Origin of the sequence: Sphingobium algorifonticola (assembly GCF_004005485.1) — a bacterium.
In the GTDB taxonomy this organism is placed as follows: Bacteria; Pseudomonadota; Alphaproteobacteria; order Sphingomonadales; family Sphingomonadaceae; genus Sphingobium; species Sphingobium algorifonticola.
The window spans coordinates 1-17,189 of sequence record NZ_RZUL01000007.1 but is presented as its reverse complement, the minus strand read 5'-3'; the positions used below and the strand labels follow the sequence as shown (position 1 = coordinate 17,189).

The window sequence follows — 17,189 nt, the reverse complement described above, 5'->3', positions numbered from 1 at the left end:
AACCGTTCAATAACGATAACGAAGCTTGAGGAACCACTCGCGAGGACGAGAATAGCCCCCAGTCGTGGCGCCGGTCTGTTGAAGGTCGGAATATCCGCCCAGGAGATAGCGCTTGTCAGTCAGGTTCGTGACCCCGACTCTCACATCCCAGTTATCCCCGGGCAGTTCGTAACTCAGGTTCGCGCCAAACACGCTGTACCCTTCTTGGTAAAGCGCGGGCGTGTTGATCGCGTCCTTGAAGTGGCCACCCTTGTAGCTCCAGTCGCCATGGAGGCTGAGTGTGCCCGCATCGCCCTTGTAAAGCTCAGCGTCGAACGAACCGGAGGCTGTCCATTTCGGCACATGAGGGAAGCGCGAATTGACGTTCACCGGCGCGGCAGTCGGCGAAACCTCCCGGTAATAGGCATCGAGATAGCCAAAGCCACCCTGAATGGTAAGGAAGTCAGCCAGTTTCGCCTGCGTTTCGACCTCGATACCCCGGATACGCGCACGACCCGCATTGCGAACCTTCGGTGCGATTCCTTCGTTCACGACAATCTGAATGTCGGTGTAATCCGCCTGGAACGCCGCAATGTTGAGCCGCAGGCGACGGTCGAACAATTCGCTCTTGACCCCGACTTCATAGCTTTCCACGAATTCCGGCGCGAACGGCGTGGCCGCCGGCTCGGGCGGGAAGATACGCTGTGTGAAGCCACCGCTCTTGAACCCCTTGGAATAGGAGGCATAGATCAGCGTCTGGTCGGTGACCTTGTAGTCCAGTGAGAGCGCGGGGGTCCACTCGCTCGCCTTCGTTTGCACCTCGACAGCCGACAGAATATTGTCACCCTGCGGATTGAGCGTCGTATCCGGCGTAGGGCACAGCGCCGGATCGGGCGGAATGATTGGCGTCTGCCGCACGAAACAGCGGCTCAGAAGGAGCAAGGCGCCCCCGGTTCGATCGTCGGTGATCCGCTGGCGCGATGGGTCGAAACGCTTGGTCTCGTCGGTATAACGGATGCCCGGGGTGATCGAGAACCGATCCGTTACATTGATGGTTGCCTGGAGATAGGCCGCATAGCTATCGTTGTCGACATCACCGCCGCTGACAAAGTCTGCAAAGGCGAAGGTGAGAAGATTGCTATCGGTGGCCTTCTCCTTCAGGTAATAAAGGCCTCCAGTGAAATCGACCACGCCATCGAATAAAGTTCCGGTTAACTGGAACTCCTGCGAGAATTGCTTCTGATCGATATTGTTGAAGCTCTCACCAAGAGGAATGGGCGAGCCATCAAAATCAAAGGAGAATTGTGCCTTGGTTTCTCGATAGGCGGTAATTGACTTGAAGTCTACGGAACCGATTTCCCAATCGAGTGTGAGGTTTGTGCCCCACAGATCAAAATTGGAGAGATTCCGGTTCGTCCCCCAGGTTTTATCGATATTGTTGGTGAACCAGTGCGGCCCATAGCAATTGACTGTTGCCGGAGCCGGAGTTCCCACCGGTCCGCAATTGGGCGCCTGAAGCACCTTGTTCCAGAAGAAACTCTGAAAGCCACCATTGGTTACCGGAAAGCCACCCGCTACTCCGATAACATCAAATCCTTCAGACACTTGAAGCAATGTGTTGGCCGCGGATTGCTCGCGCCGCCGGTTGGCGTCGAAGCTGAGCGTCGCCTTGAAATCATCGGTCAGCTCCGCACGAATGGCAATGCGACCGCCCAGAGTGTCGACGTTGCCCTGGCGTCCCCCATCGGAAAGACGCTCCTGATAGCCATCGCGGGTCCGCAATCCGACCACAGCGCGAACAGCGACCCGATCGGAGACGGGGACATTGATCATCCCCCTGGCATCGAGACGATTGAAGCTACCGGTTGCGATCTCGCCTTCCAGATCAAAGTCATTGGAAGGCGGAATTGAATTGACGATAATGGCGCCCCCGATAGTGTTCTTGCCGAACAAGGTTCCCTGCGGTCCACGCAGGATCTGGATGCTCTGCACATCTCCAAGGTCGAGCAATGCCCCCGCTGTCCGCGCGACATAAACTCCGTCGTAGTATAGCCCCACGCCTGGATCGACGGTGATATTGAAGTCGGTCTGTCCGACACCGCGAATGAAGGTGGTGATCGATGCGCTTGAGCCGGAAATATTGGCGACCGGTTCAAGGCTTACGTTGGGCGCAAAACGACCTACATCGCCAACAGTATCCGCCTGACGCCGCTCAAGCGCCTCACTACTGAAGGCCGTCACGGAAATGGGGGTGTCCTGAAGATTTTCCTCCCTTTTCCGGGCGGTCACAACGATTTCATCCAATCCGCCCGATCGCGCCTGTTCCACGGCGCCGTCGCCGCCTTCGCCTTGGTCTTGAGCCTGCGCCGCAGAGCCTTGGTCTTGCGCATGAGCCGCAGAGCCTTGATCTTGCGCATGAGCCGCAGACCCCAGACTGACAGCCAAAGCCAATAGCGATCCGCGCACCATGACCGACCCGGTCAATTTCGTAGAGATATTTTTCTTACCGGTTGCTTCATTCATCAACATGCTCACCCCTCCCAGTTCGTTGGATCTGTTAATTCGACAGAGCTTTCAGGCATCGGCGCACGTCCACGCCTCACTCGGTTAGGTTAGAACCCAATTTAAAGGGGTCAGCGATATATGCACAGACCGATTGCCTGATAAACCATATCACCACATCGGATATTTGGCTCTCGCCAAAGGCCGCCCCCCTTCGCCATATCCCAGATGATATGCGGGCGGCGTGGAGAGGATGGCGCGCAGGCGGCATCGGCTGCGCCTTGCTTTCTGGATCGCACCGCCAAGAGGTCGAGCGATCACGCCAAGTCCTTGCGCCATGCGATCACGCAAACAGATCGCGAGGCCATGAAGTAATCCGAATCCAAGGCAGCCTCAAATCGAGCCATGCTGGCGTAGCGCATCGGCAAATTCGCTCGACCGAATCCGCTCTCACCCCCTTGATGGTTGCGTCGAATTCCGCCTACGACTTCGCAACTCCCGCACAGGCTACGACTTCAGCCTAAGGTCCATCCCATAGCCTTCTGCTTCATTGTCATGGCCAAGAATATCGGAAACGTAATATTCCTGCAAATCGCTCGACGGCCGTCCATTCCAGCTCGGCTCCCACAGCCAGCCCGATGGATTGGCGCAGTAAAAGGTGAGCGCCCGGTCATTGGAGTGCATCCCCAATGCCAGCGCAACATCGGTGCCTTCCTTGCGAATAAGATCATGCGTCCTGCCGAAATCGCGCAGATCGGTGTATTCAAACATGAAATGATTGATGCGCTTGGGCATCGGACCCATGCCAAAAGCGACCGAATGATCGCGCTCATTGCAGTGCATGAAGATCGGCTTGGCCGTCATCCCATTGGGCAGGGGCAAGTGGTATTCCACGTCGCCACGAAAGCCGAGCATTTCGTAAAAGGCATAGGCCGCGTCATCGTCCGACTGGCGAAGGATGCTGTGCCCCATGCCTTGCGCGCCAGTGACGAAACGACCGTGCATAGGCCGACCGGGATGGAAGGGACGATGGGCATCGACCTGCGGGCCATAGAAGATTTCCGTGGGATTGCCGCCCGGGTCCTGGAGCTTGAGCAAGCCAAGAACGCGCCGTTCGGCCGCTTCCTCGGGTGAACCGAAGGTGACCTCGACTCCATTGGCTTCCAGCAGCCGAGCCGCTTGATCGAGTTCCTGTCGGCCGGCCACGCGCCACCCCATGTAAGCAAGGTCATCCTGGCCATCGACATGAACGACGAAACGATGATGCCACTCGTCCATTCGAAGGTAAAAGCGGTCGCCTTCACCTTCGTCGCTGATCTCAAGGCCCATTATTTTTCCGGCAAAATTCTTCCATGCATCTGCGTTCGAAACCGAAAGGCCCATGTAGCCGAGCTCAATAATTGGACCAGACATCTATTCTTCTCCTGACTGAGATCTTATTCGATTTTTCAGCAAATGCGTATCAAAGAGGAAGCGCCATCATCGTGCGGACGATGTCATTGTCGAGCACGCATCGCCGCGACAAGAGGAGCAATTCTCCGCCCTCGTTCCGGATAAATTCGTCTTCATATTGGCCGGTCGCGTAAACGCTCGGCACTTCCTGTTCGCGCGATTCGTAAACCACGAAGGGCGCGGTCGCCTTGATCCGATCGCCTGTTGCCTCGTGGATCTTGCATGCGCCGATCAGGTGGCGCAGGTTTGCCTTTGGATAGATGCTCGCATTGAGCAAGGCATTGATCCGGTCGATAAGCTGGGGTTTGCGCTCGAAGAAGAGGAAACCCGCCGGAAGATCTTCCGATGCGCTGTCCTTCGTCAGGACGTGATAGCCGCCATCTTCCGCAAAGCACTCCGGCCAGTTGGAAACGTCATTGTCGACAACATAGACGTAATGCGTATTGAAACGATCGACGGCCGCGGCAAGCCCCTCCATCTTCCGATCGCCTGTCATTGCCCTTCTCCCGCGCGCATCAGTTTAAGATAGCCCTTCCAGAATCCGCGCACAGCATTCTCATCGAGCCCCATCGGGACCGTTGGGTTTTCGGCTTTCTCAATGTCCATCAGGATGAGCGAATGGCCGTCAGGGCCCTTGATGCCATCGGTGCAGATTTCGACCGCCTCTCCATCTTCAACCGAAACATAGCCAGCCGGCCCGACCATGTTGATGGCCCGCAAGCGGTGACGTGTCATGTCCTCCTCATCATCTTGGAAACCGAAATAGGTCCAGACAAGGTCCATGGCGCCCGGTTCGCGGACGATCATGTGCCGCACGGCAAGGGCCTGGCCAATCTGCTGCAATACGACGGATGGGAAAATCGACTGGATCGAAAGGGAAATGTCGTCCCCGATATCCTGTCGCAATTCAAGCAATGTGGGGTCAAGCAAGGTCATCGCGTCGAGCGGACGGGCGGTTTCCTCCTTGTGCTTCTGAGGATCTTCTGCTTGCTGCGGCTTGCGGATCTGGAACGAGTTGTGAAATCCATAAACCTCGTCGATCTCGGCCTTGGAATCCTGAGCAGGACGCCACAGCCCGAAAGTGGTGTAAAACAGGTGCAGCAGGCCGCCATGGTAGCTGTCACGGCTGTTCTCGGCATAGAGCTTCCAGTTCGCCTCTATGCGTTGCGCAACCCGTCCGATTACCTTGGTTGGGCGGACAAAGATCCGCTCGATGGCCCGGCACATGGCCGGACCGAGAAAGCTGCGCAGATCGGGCGCCTCATCCGAGAATGTTGCGAATATCATGTCGCCCACCTTATCGACCCGTAGCGGCATCATCCTGTGCGCCTTGATGTCAAAGCTTGCGGGCATCCCGCCCTTGCCCACCATGCCGCGGCGATAGGGAACCGAGCGCAAGGCGCCGGTCGCATCGTAAGCCCATTGATGATAGACGCAAACGAAGGCGCCGCCCTCCGCCCTTCCTCGCGCATTGCGGCAGACCTTGGCCCCCTTGTGCACGCAACGATTGACCCAAGCGTGCAAGGCGCCATCCTTGCCCCCGACCAAGACGACCGGAGTTTCGCCGACGAAGGTGCTCTTGTAGCAATTCTCTTCAGGAACCTCGCTTGAAAGCCCAAGGAAGCTCCACACCGGACCCCGGAAAATCCTTTCCTGCTCGAGGGCAAAGATCTCGGGATCATCGTAGACCCGGTAATCTATGCTGCTCGGCGTCGAATGTTCCAGAGTTCGTATCGTCGACATTATTGCTTTCTCCAATCCAAAACCGCTCACAGAAAGCTATCAAAGAACAACTGATCTTCTGGAACATTGAATTCCAGCTGCAGCATTCTGAGCAATGCGTTGGTCATCGGCGGAGGGCCACAGAAATAATAACCAAAGCCGCCGAAATCCAATGCGTTCTCCTTGAGATACGCGGCAAGGACCTCATGGATAAAGCCCTTGTATTGCACGCGCGAAGCTCCCGCCTCCCAGGCGCCTTCCTCGCCTTCGGAAGTCGCTTCGATCACTTCAAACCGATGCCCGTCCGGGAAAAGGCGGTCGAGTTGGCGGGCCGCGCACAGATCCTTGGCCTCGCGCCCACCGTAAAAGACCATGACGCGCTTGCCCGCCAGCTTCTCGCTCCGGGCGATACCAGCGGCAATCGACAGGATGGGCGAAAGGCCTGAACCACCGGCCACGAGAATGATGTCTCTTGGCGTTTCCTCTCTCAGGTAGGCGGTGCCATAGGGTCCATCGAGCTCAAGCCCTTCGAGCGCTTCGCGCTCGTCGAACAAGCGGTTCGAAGCGGCGCCACCGGCCATCCGCTTGATCACGAATGACCATTGCCCCTCGGCATTGGCAAGGTTGGCCATCGAATAAGCCCGCTCGCCCTCGACACCGGGAATCGCCAGCATCGCATATTGACCGGGCTGGAAATCGGCCTTTCCATCCTCGCTGGCAAAGGTGAATTCGGCCAGATCATGCGTGATGGGTCGGAAACCGACCAACCGGACCGACCTTCTTTGCGGCAAGACAACGGGACGAAAACGATCCTCGACACGGGCCTCCACCACACAATCGGAAAGGGGGCGGCACTGGCACGCCAACAACCGCCCCCTCTTGCGCGCACGCGCGCCAATCCCCGGCGCTTCGGGCCAGATGTCCTCGATTTCGCCTTCCACCAGCTCGATCTGACACGAACCGCAGCCGCCCGAATTACAGTCATACGCCATGCCGATACCGCTGCGCAGGGCCGCGCGCAAAAGCGGATCGCCCGGCTCGGCATGGAAGTCGATATCGCTGTCGGCGATTCGGATCGAGACCTTGCCGGGGCATGAACCCGTCTTCATGCGCCGAAGACCCCCATCGGGCCATCGTCGGGCGAGATGATGACGCTCTTGGTTTGCGTGTAATGGTTGAGAACTTCGGCCGCAAACTCGCGGCCGAAGCCGCTGCCCTTGTAACCGCCGATCGGCATGCCGCCGACGAAGTTGTAATAGCGGTTGATCCAGACGGTTCCCGTTTCCATCCGACGCGCCATGCGGTGCGCACGATTGAGATCGCGCGTCCAAAGGCCACCACCCAGACCATAGAGATTATCGTTGGCCATGCGAATGACCTCATCCTCGTCGCTCCATGGGATCACGACATTGACCGGTCCGAAGATTTCCTCCTGCGCGATACGCATTTCATTGCGCACACCGGCAAACACCGTCGGCTCGATGAACAACCCGTCCGGGCAAGCCTCGACCTCGCGACGGCCACCCCCAATCAGGCATTGCGCGCCTTCCTTGCGCCCCGCATCGATATAGCCCAAGATCTTGTCATACTGCATCCGCGAAGCCTGCGGCCCCAGAACCGTCCCCGGTTCGGTAGGGTCGCCCGAAGGCACGCGAGCAAGCAAGGCCAGGAATTTTTCGGTGAATTCCTCGAGAACATCCACGTGAACGAAGGTCCGGCTGCCGGCAAGGCACACCTCGCCCTTGTTGAGCACAGTCGACATTGCAGCCCCTTCGGCCGCGCCATCGAGATTGGCATCGGCGCAAACGATGTTGGCCGACTTGCCACCGAGCTCCATGGTCTGGGGAATGATGTTGACCGATGCGTATTGGATCAGCTTTTGCGCCGTGGGACGCGAGCCGGTGAACGCCACCTTGCGCACCAGGGGATGCGTGACGAGCGCCTCGCCGATATTCGGCCCATAGCCGGTCACCACGTTGAGAACGCCCGGCGGCAGGAGATCCTGCACTTCCTTGACAAATGCGAGAACCGAAAGACAGACCGTCTCGGCCGGCTTGAGGACAACGGTGTTGCCCGCCGCTAGCGCGGGCGCAATCTTCGACGCCATCATGATGAGTGGCACGTTCCAGGGGATGATCTGGGCGCAAACCCCCAGCGGCTCGCGCAACACCAACCCCAAGCCGTTCGGCACCTCCATGGTGAGACCATGAATCAACCATGGCATCCCGGAAAAGACCTGGAACTGCTCAATGGCCATCGGGATGTCAAAATGCATCGCCTCCATGAACGGCTTGCCATTGTCGAGCGTGTCGATCATCGCGAAATCCTCGGCCCGCGCCTTCAGCCTGCGCCCCATTTCGGCCAGGATCTCCTGGCGCTGGGCCGGCGAAGTCGCAGACCAGGATGGGAAAGCCGCCGCCGCTGCCTCAACGGCACGCACAGCATCCTCCCCAACGCCTGACTGGATCTTCGCTAGCGTCTGGCCGGTCGTCGGATCGACCATGTCAATCGTCTCGCGCGAGCGAGACTCAACCCACTCGCCATTGATGTAGTGCCCGTAAACCGGCTGGAGCAACTTTTGCGCCAATTCCTGATGGCGCTTAATAACTGATTGATCCCCAGTCATCTTCCTCATTCTCCTGCACTAGGCCCATTTCACGGGCTAAATGAATTCAATTCACGCCTCGTCAAATTCAACCAGGATGTCATCGCCATCGACCTCGACGTTGTAGGTCTTGAGCGGTATTTCACATGGAAATTCCCTGGCCTCGCCGGTTCTCACATCGAAGCACCCGGAATGAAGCGGGCACTCTATAACCCCCTCCTCGAAAAAACCGTCGCTGAGCCGGGCGACGGCATGCGTGCAAATATTGCTGGTCGCGAATAATTCTCCATCCAGGTTAAAGATCACGATTGGAGGCAGCCCCTCGATGTCCACGGGAAGCATCTCCCCCGGCGGAACTGCCTCAACTTTTGCCACTGCCTTTCGCATGTGCTCACCCGCGCCTTATCCAGAATTCAAGTCACCAAGTTTCCTAATACGGATAGCTTGGAACCTCATTGCGTCAAACAGCAGGTTCAAATAGACTCCATCACGGACAGTGATATATCCTCGAATACCCGAGTCTCCCGAACGCGGTGGGCGGCCTGCGGAATTGAGGCGAGGTTGCAGAACCCGGGCACCAGTCCTTTGGCCTGGGCAGTCGGGGTCGAGAACGGACAGAGGCGCAGCCAAGGCGATTGTGCGCCATGTTGGGCCTGTTTACGCTGCGGAACGATTTCTTGGTTGAGGGAAGTTGGTGTGGTGAAGATCCGCGATGTCGACCTGAACTTGCTGCGCGTCTTCGAATGCGTGTTTCAAACCAGAAAGGTTGTGGAGGCAGCCGAGATCCTTGGGATCTCGCAGCCTGCTGTCAGCAACGCGCTCAAAAAGCTGCGCGAGCTGTTCAACGATGAATTGTTTGTCCGCACCAGGAGTGGCATGACCCCGACACAATACGCCATGCAATTGGCCGAACCGATCTCCTACGCGCTCAAGACGCTCGAAATCGCCATAGAGGCATCGGAGAGTTTCGATCCCAGGCGCGACAAACGGCATTTCGTAATCGCAACCTCTGACCTGGGAGATATGTATTTCGGGCCAAAATTCATTTCTCATATTAGAGACATATCACAGGATATAACTATAGAGTTTGTTAGAAACAACAGGCCACATATTGTCGACTCTTTAGAAAATGGTGAAGTAGATATACTTCTCGGGTTTCGGCCCGATCTCATAACGAACATGTTCGTATTCCGTCTATTTTATCAGGGTTGGAGCATTTTGGCCCGTAAAGATCATCCCATATTTTCGAGCAAAGCGCCGCGCGAGGACCTGCTGGCCTGTCGCTGGATTGGCGTACGCTCTGAGGGATCCGGATTGGCAAGCGTGAATGCCGAATTGCTCAAGGTGGGCATGGATCGCAACATCGTGGTCTGGACATCCAACTTCGGGACGCTTGCCCCTTTGCTAGCGGTCGGCGATCTCGCCGCCTGCGTACCGGAAAAATACACCACAGTGATCGACGAGGCTTTCGGACTGAAAAGCATGCCATTCCCGGTTGATCTGCCCAAGCATTCCATCAGCTCGGTCTGGCATTCCAGGGCGCATAACGATCCTGCAAATCAATGGCTCCGGCAGCAAGTCAGCATACTTTTCAAGGAGGCCTGACGATCTCCTGCCAGCTTTCATCATCTTTGGTGCAATTCCGGACGGCCTCTGAGAGTCTGATTCGAAATTATCCAGCGTAATTTCATAGTCTTGCGATGCGACGTGTGAAGAGTTGGATTGAGGCGATGAAGAGCTAGGCGGTTGCTGAGGCGATGGTCTGCTCGAACTCCTAGGCAAGACGCCGGTTACGACCGAGCCATGCAAAGGTCCGCTCGACGACCCAGCGTCTGGGCAAGACCTCGAAGCTCTTGGCGCGGTCGGACCGCTTGATGATCTCGATCGTCCTGTCCGCCGTCAGCGCCCATGGCACAGATTTGAGGTTGTGATTTAAGGAGGGTTTGGGCTTCGTCGCAGTGACGAAGGAACGAAGATGAAGCCCAAACCCTCCAATGCAAAATCGCCGGTGAAGGCCCCCGCTGAGCGGGTGGTGAAGGCCATCCGCCGCAAGACCCGTCGGCATTTTTCCGCAGAAGACAAGATCCGGATCGTTCTCGACGGCCTGCGCGGTGATGACAGCATTGCCGGGCTGTGCCGCAAGGAAGGCACGCGAGAGCCGCAGAACGCGGCGCCATGCTGCTCATCGATGAAGCAGACAGTGTCCTCTACAAGCGCGAGGCCGGGCAGGCGCGACAGGCCATGCAGCGCGATGGTGACACCAAGGGCGCGCAGAGGCTCACCAACCGCATGACGGACATGGCGAAGGGGCTGAAGCGCGACGCGCAGGTTGAATCCCTGCTGCGCAGCCGCACCCGCGAGCTGGGCATCAAGACAGAACTCGGTCGCGATCTGGCCCGCGACCTTGCCACTTCCATCTCGATGGAGCGGAGCCGGTCAATCGGCATGGGCCTGTAGGAGAAGCGCGATGGATACTGACACGGATGACGTGGAACTGACCCTGGACCTTGAGCCGGAGCCGAAACCCGACCCGGCCACCCCGGATACCGCAAGCGATCCCGCCGCCGAGGCTTTCGCCCGCTTGGAAGGTGAATTGGCTTTGATGCGCCGTGCGGTTCAGCACCTTGCCGCCGAGCGCGCCGACATTGTTATTCCCGACTACGGCGCGACTCTCACCGACTTGGCCAAGCGAATGGGCGCGATCAGCGAGAGCCTGAAGGGAATGGCGCGCCATCCCGCATTGCAGATGACCCCTGACAGCATTGGCAATCAGATCGCCGCCGCAGCCGAAGCCGCGCGACGCAGCGATCAGGACAGGATAAGCCAGGCTCGGAGTGACTTGAACTACGCCGCCCAGGAAATGCGGAGCGTCACTTCCTATGCGCGTACCGCTGCCGAGCAGCGGCAGCAGCTCTACCAAGTAGCGGCCGGAGCCTTGCTGGCAGGTATTCTTGTATGGTCTTTCCTTCCCGGCACCATTGCCCGCGTAATGCCGGATAGCTGGTACTGGCCCGAGCACATGGCAGCGCGGATGGTGGGCGCATCCTCTCGGTGGGACGCAGGCGCACAGCTGATGCAAAGCGACAGCCCCGAGGCATGGAATGCACTGGTGGAGGCCGCTGACATCCAGCGCGACAACCGCGATGCCATTGACGCTTGCCGGAAGACCGCTGCCACATCGCAGCAGCCAGTGCGATGCACCGTCAAGATTCGTCCAAGCAGTCGAGAAGGGGAGACAGCAGCAACGCCAGCGGGGGCCGCGATGTTGCAAAGACTGCCATTCACAGCGTGATGCGCATTCTCGGTCAGTCTTGCGCACCCGATAGTCCTGGAAGTTCCCTCTATGACCCGCAGCTGTCGCGAGCGGACACCAATCTTGCTCGACTTTCGGAGCAGTTGGCAAACTCGCCGGACCGTGGGTGGAGCCTGCTGCTTTCGGGGCCATCCGGGACAGGGAAGTCAGCGTTTGCAAGGCATCTCGCCGAGGTCATGGGCATTGAAGTCGAAGAGCGACGGTGCTCGGACCTGATGAGCCCTTATGTCGGCGAGACCGAACAGAACATCGCCGAGGCTTTTGCAAGGGCGGCAGAACGCGGCGCCATGCTCCTCATCGATGAAGCAGACAGTTTCCTCTACCGGCGCGAAGCGGGACAGCGGAGCTGGGAAGTCAGCCAGGTCAATGAGATGCTCGTCCAACTCGAACATTTGCGGACACCGTTCGTCGCCACAACGAACCTCGCCGACAAGCTGGATGCGGCAACGCAGCGGCGCTTCACCATGCGCGCCACCTTCAGGCCGATGAAGACGGACCAGGCTCGCAAGCTCTTTCAGGCACACTTTGGCCAGGTCTGGCCGGCAGAGTGGCCAGTCCATGAGGGACAAACGCCGGGTGATTTTGCCGTCGTCGCGCATCGCGCTCGCTTGCTGTCAGAGCGCGAGCCGACTGTTCTGCTGCGCTGGCTGCGCGAGGAAATTGAGGCGCGCGGCGACCAAAACTGCGGAGCGATGGGCTTTCATATCCCTTCAACAGCGGCAACGACGCCAACCAACATCGATAAGCAGAACCTCAGGGCCGCATAAGTGGCCCGAGGAAGGTTCGACGAGGATATTACCGAGCTATCGAATTCGTCCCGACACCAGTGCCACGTACCCCCATCCTCGTTCGGCCACGACCGCCCCCAGATCGCCATCGTTTGTCTCATTTGGGTGAAATCTGATCACCGAGCTAACACGCAGATCAGAATTATTGCTTCCGGCACCATGCTTCTTCGCCAGAAATCCGATCTGACGCACTGCGCCCGAAGCGCTTCGATGTAGCAGCGCCTTGTTCGCACCTAGCCCTCGCCCGCCGAGCAGCACGGGATCACCCACTTTGACTTCGCGCTCGAGATAATCCTGACATCGCTCCGGCTCAGGATTGAAGCCGCTTCGTTGCAATGCCCAACCGAGTCCAACATCCTCAGGAGACCCGATGAGCACACATCCGTCGGTTTGCTGGCCATCGAAGGGAGCGGGTGAGCTTCTCGCCCAGCTATGCTCCCGATCTCCGACAAATTGCCACAAATTGCGTTTGGCCCTGGTCATTGCAACGTAAAGAAGGCGGGCTTCCTCTGCGGCGTCCCCTTCCAGATCCGCATGCCTGCCATGGCGGCTCTTTCCGAATGGAAGGGTTGATGGGAGGATGACAACGCTATCGAACTCGAGGCCTTTTACCTTGTGAATGGTGGATACAACAACGGTCGAAGCCGTCGCGGCCGTTCCCATAAGGCGGCTTAGGTCATCGCTCCGCAACTCTTCGACGAAGCGGATCAGTGATGATATGTGCGGAAAGGCCTGCTCTTGGCAGCATAACTCCCAAAGACTTGCCAAGCTAACCATATCTCCCCCGGGTGCTTTGCCCTCGGGGGTGTCCATGTTGCGGATGAATTGGTCGACAAGCTTGTCAGCCAATTGCGCCGAAAGCGCACGATCTGACTTGGTGACTTCAGCTCGAAGAAAATCGAGCCAGAGACCAACGTGACGAAGATTGGCCACCCGTAGGTTCGCCGTTCCTTGAACTGTTATTCCGGATATGTGGGGCTCAAGCAGCCGATGGACTTGAGCAACTTCGGCGTTGGAGCGACAGAGGATAGCTACCGTCTCTCCTGAACGACCGCCAATCCGGTTCCATAATCTAAGTACTTCATTGACGGCGTCACCAAACGATTTCCCGCGCCAATCAAGGCGATGGCACTCTGATTCAGCAGGTGCGTCTTGCCGGGGAACGAGGGTGGACTTCTTCAGGCGGTGTGAGCGAGCCGATCGGTCAAAGAACGCGGCAATCATCGCCTGACTCTTCTGAACGATTTCCTTTCCGGAACGGAAGTTTACCGACAGCAAGAGCTGTTTGAGGCTGTCGCCTCCAAAGTCCTGTGCGAAACGGTCGAAGTAGGTTTCGGAGAAATTCCCCGCCGGGCGCTGCCACCTTAAAATATCCTGATCATCGTCCCCGATCACCATGATACCTGCACGAAACTCGCTGCCTTGGTGTAGTGAACGCAGGATGGCATAGACTTCGTCGGTGAGATCCTGAAATTCATCCACCAGAATACAGCGAACGTCACCGGAAACCGCGCGACGAAACCCAACATCTCGATCCATGCGCCGGGCAAACTCGGAAAGAGCCCCGTCCATCATGGATTCTTCGCCCTCCCAGCCATCCCTGGCGAGGTGTCGCATGGCAAATGCGTGAATGGTCGAAACGCGAAGTCTAGATGCGTAAGCGGCATAGCCAAGTGATCTGAACAGATCGCGGATCCTACGCCTGATTTCGAAAACCACCGCACAATTGAATGCGAGCACGACAATCTGTGACGGATGAATGTGCTGCTCGCGTATAAGGTGAACGATACGTCCCACTAGCACGAAAGTCTTGCCCGCCCCTGGCCCCGCGTTGACCAGCAAATGCTGGTTGTACGGATGGCACACGGCTTCCCACTGCGCAGGCTCTTCGGAAGTCCTGAATTTCTCGAAGAACTCTACCGCTTTGGTGGCCCGCAGCTTTTCCTGCATTTGGACGATAATGCCCGAGTTGTGCGGAGCATCCTCATCCTCATCGATTTCCTCGATTTCGCCCAGCTGAGTCTCAAGAAAATCCTTCAGACCACTTGCGTCAGACTTCGAAAAATAGCCGGTAATGAATGCCTCTTGGGCATCTGCCCGCACGTTCGCAAACAGTTCCATCGCAAGGTTGCGCGCTTCGGAAAAATCATTGACTTCAGCAAGCTCGCTCCACAGTTCCTCATCGTCGGGCTTGGTTTCGCCAAGAAGCACAACGTGCGAAAACTGGACGATATCAACGCTCATACCGACGAGATTCATCGTCGCCAGAAGGCCAGCCGTTTTCTTGAGATCCTGCTCGCGGAATTTCTTCCCAAAACTCGCGTCTCGAACCCTTTCAACGAGCTTGGATACGGCAATTCGTTCATCTGACTTTTTAAGGACGTCAAACACCGATTGAGCGCCGCGAACCAGTGCCTTACGGCGTAGATCGGCATTTCGGCCTTCAGAAGATGCGAGCTTAGCCTCCCAAAAAACTGTTTCGTCGGCGTTCGCGATTTGTCGAAGGCGGACGCCAGACGATCGCACCAAAGTCCGAAACCCATTGATAAAGGCGCGTTCATAGCGGCGTCGGCGCCGAACGGCTTCGTCGTCGGTCTCGGCTAGCGTTATTGGTTCAGCCTCGCGTTCTTGATCCCCCTGTTGGGCGGGCCCTTCTACGGCGACCGTCCGAATGAAAGGTTCGATCTCCACCAATTCGAATGGGTGGAATTCGACGCTGGCATTCTTGGAAAGCTTGTCCAGCAATCGCTTCGCGGCGTCATCGACGAAGCGGAAGAGCGTTCGAATGTTGTCTTCACGCTCATCTCGTGCCAACCGCCTGAGAGAGAACTCGATTTCCCGATTTAGCGAAACACCGCCGCGCTTTTCGAGATCTACCAAACCTGCCAGGACATCGTCATTTGAATCCATCGATCGCAGACGAAATCTGATCTGGGAAAGATTGACGACTGCCGTTCGGCCCGATTGATCCGAGCCTGTCGCCCGTCGCCCGCTAGAGCGGCTTGCAGGACTTGCGAACGGCTCGATTTTGCTTTGGTCGGAAGTATCGCTGAAGACCAGTCCGACGATATCGGCGAGGCCCTCGAGCAGCCGGCCGAGCAGGCCCGTTTGACTTGCCCTCCCTCCGCGGCTCTCCGCCTGACCAGCAACACTTAAATTATCGGCGTCGGCATTCTCGAGGTCGAGAAGCAGCTGAGCCAATTCGCCAAGCGGCCCTTCCTCTTGTGAGATCCTCTCAAGAATCTGGGGAGAGATTCCGATTGTTAGGATGTCCGCGAGCGAGCCAGAGAGCGTGAGTCGCCCGGCACGTTCCAGCCAATAGATGGCCATCCGCAGCCTCGTGGCAGCCGCTCGCCTCTCCGTCTCAGTTTCTAGCGGTTGATAGCCTTCTGCGGGAACGATCGCGAGCGACTGTCCGTCGACGCTATGAGCCTTACCTCGAATTTCCGAGAATATGTCATCAATGTCCTGAGGCCTGAGAGTATTGCGCGCGCGAAGGTCTCGTATGTGTTCGAAATCCTCGTTCGAAAAGGGAAGCAGAGCGCTGAGATTGGTTAGCCTTGCCTGCTCGCGCTCGGCTTCGCCACGACCAATCCGGCCGACCTCTTGAAGATAGTCTTCCAGATAACCGGGCGGCGACAAGTGGACGACCCAATGAATATCGGGAATATCCATTCCCATGCCGAACGCCTTGGTGGCAACGAGAACATCGAGTTCACCATCGCGGAAATCGGCGTAAACCTCTTCCTTTGTCGCGGCATCAAGTCCAGCATGGTAGAATTCGGCGTCGGTTCCGCTGTCATCTGACAATCGCCTGGCAAGGTCTTCCGCGAGGCGCCTGGTGGGAACAAAGACAATAACAGCGCTTCGCTGGCCGGTGTTGAGCCGGTTCTGTTTGGCGTCGGAAATCGCCTTCTCGATGAGCGGCAGACGTTCTGCCATTTCTCTCTCGAGATCGTCCTGACCAATTCTGCCACGAACCCTCCGCGGCAGGATTGAGATGTGAGACCTGATCGGGTGGGCAAAGGTTTCGGGCCGAACCAGCATTGGCAACCTTTGACCGTCGTCAATACCCGATACGATGGCTTCGAGGCGTTCCTTGTCAGATGCCGTAATCGTCGCGGACAGCAGGAGGAATGGTGTAGGCTCAGCACCCACGTTTTCACGGCACTTCCGCAGCAAGAGGTCTGTTGCAAAAAAGTAATCGGGTCTGAATTCGAAGCCCCACTGGTTTACGCAATGCGCTTCATCGATCACCACATGATCCAAGCCGCCATCCGAGTGCATTCGCTTGTCGAGAACGTCCAGGAAGACAGCGCTTCTCAAGCGCTCGGGTGCTACGTACAAGAGCACGACCCGATGGTCGAGGACGCCTTGCAAGACCTCTTCGATTTCGTGTTTCGGACGGTCACCGCTCAAGAAATCTGCCGATTCTGCAAAACCCAGGTCGCGCAGTCCTTCGACCTGATCGCGCATGAGCGCCTTCAGCGGAGAGATGACCAGCGTAAGACGCCGGTTTCTCAAGCCGCGGCTCAGCGCGGGCACCTGGAACAGGACGGATTTCCCTTCGCCGGTCGGGAGCGAGACAAGCACGTTGTTGGTTCGCTCACAAATCGCTTCCATTGCCGATCGCTGCGATTCTTTGAAACCTTCGACGACCCTCGACGAACCACCTTTGGGATTCCAATTCTCAACGAAGAATGGTGACACGCCTCGAAGAGGAGACCCGGATCGGCAAAGGCGGGACCCTGGCGGCGCAGCTGTCGCGGCTCGACCTGATCGTGCTTGACGAGCTCGGTTATCTGCCGTTCGCCCGCTCGGGAGGGCA

Annotated in this window: 12 protein-coding genes and 3 pseudogenes; 6 read left to right on the top strand and 9 right to left on the bottom strand. The window is 57.6% G+C overall.

Translation table 11 applies throughout. The annotated features are described in order from the left end of the window. Positions 1-6 precede the first annotated feature (6 nt). From ENE74_RS15170 to ENE74_RS15140, 7 genes are all read right to left on the bottom strand, one after another. Positions 7-2,508, bottom strand: a complete 2,502-nt coding sequence (locus tag ENE74_RS15170; RefSeq protein ID WP_241242031.1) for a TonB-dependent receptor — start codon at positions 2,506-2,508, stop codon at positions 7-9. Positions 2,509-2,988: 480 nt separating this feature from the next. Then, positions 2,989-3,864, bottom strand: a complete 876-nt coding sequence (locus ENE74_RS15165) for a VOC family protein (protein ID WP_420902603.1) — start codon at positions 3,862-3,864, stop codon at positions 2,989-2,991. A 79-nt stretch (positions 3,865-3,943) separates the two neighbouring features. Then, entirely contained in the window at positions 3,944-4,429 is a 486-nt protein-coding gene (locus ENE74_RS15160; RefSeq protein WP_127691764.1) for an aromatic-ring-hydroxylating dioxygenase subunit beta, read from the bottom strand. Beyond that, entirely contained in the window at positions 4,426-5,706 is a 1,281-nt protein-coding gene (locus ENE74_RS15155; RefSeq protein WP_241242030.1) for an aromatic ring-hydroxylating dioxygenase subunit alpha, read from the bottom strand. The genes ENE74_RS15160 and ENE74_RS15155 overlap by 4 nt, the downstream gene beginning before the upstream one ends. After that, positions 5,703-6,764 carry a 2Fe-2S iron-sulfur cluster-binding protein gene (locus ENE74_RS15150; protein WP_127691763.1) on the bottom strand — a complete coding sequence of 354 codons (1,062 nt, stop codon included), beginning with the start codon at positions 6,762-6,764 and terminating at the stop codon, positions 5,703-5,705. The genes ENE74_RS15155 and ENE74_RS15150 overlap by 4 nt, the downstream gene beginning before the upstream one ends. Then, complete coding sequence (locus ENE74_RS15145; protein ID WP_127691762.1) at positions 6,761-8,281, bottom strand: aldehyde dehydrogenase family protein; 1,521 nt, start codon at positions 8,279-8,281, stop codon at positions 6,761-6,763. Before ENE74_RS15145 ends, ENE74_RS15150 begins: the two co-directional genes overlap by 4 nt. A gap of 51 nt (positions 8,282-8,332) precedes the next feature. After that, positions 8,333-8,647 carry a non-heme iron oxygenase ferredoxin subunit gene (locus ENE74_RS15140; protein WP_127691761.1) on the bottom strand — a complete coding sequence of 105 codons (315 nt, stop codon included), beginning with the start codon at positions 8,645-8,647 and terminating at the stop codon, positions 8,333-8,335. 312 nt (positions 8,648-8,959) lie between these two features. Here ENE74_RS15140 and ENE74_RS15135 point away from each other — a divergent pair, with 312 nt between their 5' ends. Then, positions 8,960-9,865 carry a LysR family transcriptional regulator gene (locus ENE74_RS15135; RefSeq protein ID WP_164847504.1) on the top strand — a complete coding sequence of 302 codons (906 nt, stop codon included), beginning with the start codon at positions 8,960-8,962 and terminating at the stop codon, positions 9,863-9,865. A 133-nt stretch (positions 9,866-9,998) separates the two neighbouring features. Here the strand turns inward: ENE74_RS15135 and ENE74_RS15130 are convergent. Next, positions 9,999-10,148 (bottom strand): annotated as a pseudogene (locus ENE74_RS15130) (transposase); the annotation flags it as partial. 87 nt (positions 10,149-10,235) lie between these two features. On the opposite strand from ENE74_RS15130, the pseudogene ENE74_RS15120 reads away from it, so the two are divergent. The 4 genes and pseudogenes from ENE74_RS15120 to ENE74_RS15105 all read left to right on the top strand — a co-directional run. Further along, positions 10,236-10,409, top strand: a pseudogene (locus ENE74_RS15120) (transposase); the annotation flags it as partial. A gap of 26 nt (positions 10,410-10,435) precedes the next feature. Beyond that, on the top strand, positions 10,436-10,717 hold the full coding sequence (locus ENE74_RS15115; protein WP_164847500.1) for a hypothetical protein: 282 nt from the start codon (positions 10,436-10,438) through the stop codon (positions 10,715-10,717). Between the two features lie 10 nt (positions 10,718-10,727). Next, on the top strand, positions 10,728-11,552 hold the full coding sequence (locus ENE74_RS15110) for a DUF6118 family protein (protein ID WP_206517733.1): 825 nt from the start codon (positions 10,728-10,730) through the stop codon (positions 11,550-11,552). Further along, a complete protein-coding gene (locus ENE74_RS15105) occupies positions 11,456-12,340 on the top strand; it encodes an ATP-binding protein (RefSeq protein ID WP_127691758.1) in 885 nt (294 codons plus the stop codon). The genes ENE74_RS15110 and ENE74_RS15105 overlap by 97 nt, the downstream gene beginning before the upstream one ends. Before the next feature lie 36 nt (positions 12,341-12,376). On the opposite strand, the gene ENE74_RS15100 is transcribed toward ENE74_RS15105, so the two are convergent. After that, positions 12,377-17,071, bottom strand: a complete 4,695-nt coding sequence (locus ENE74_RS15100) for a UvrD-helicase domain-containing protein (RefSeq protein WP_164847502.1) — start codon at positions 17,069-17,071, stop codon at positions 12,377-12,379. Between ENE74_RS15100 and ENE74_RS15095 the strand changes: the two are divergent. Further along, a pseudogene (locus ENE74_RS15095) lies at positions 17,062-17,189 on the top strand (ATP-binding protein); the annotation flags it as partial. The gene ENE74_RS15100 and the pseudogene ENE74_RS15095 overlap by 10 nt on opposite strands.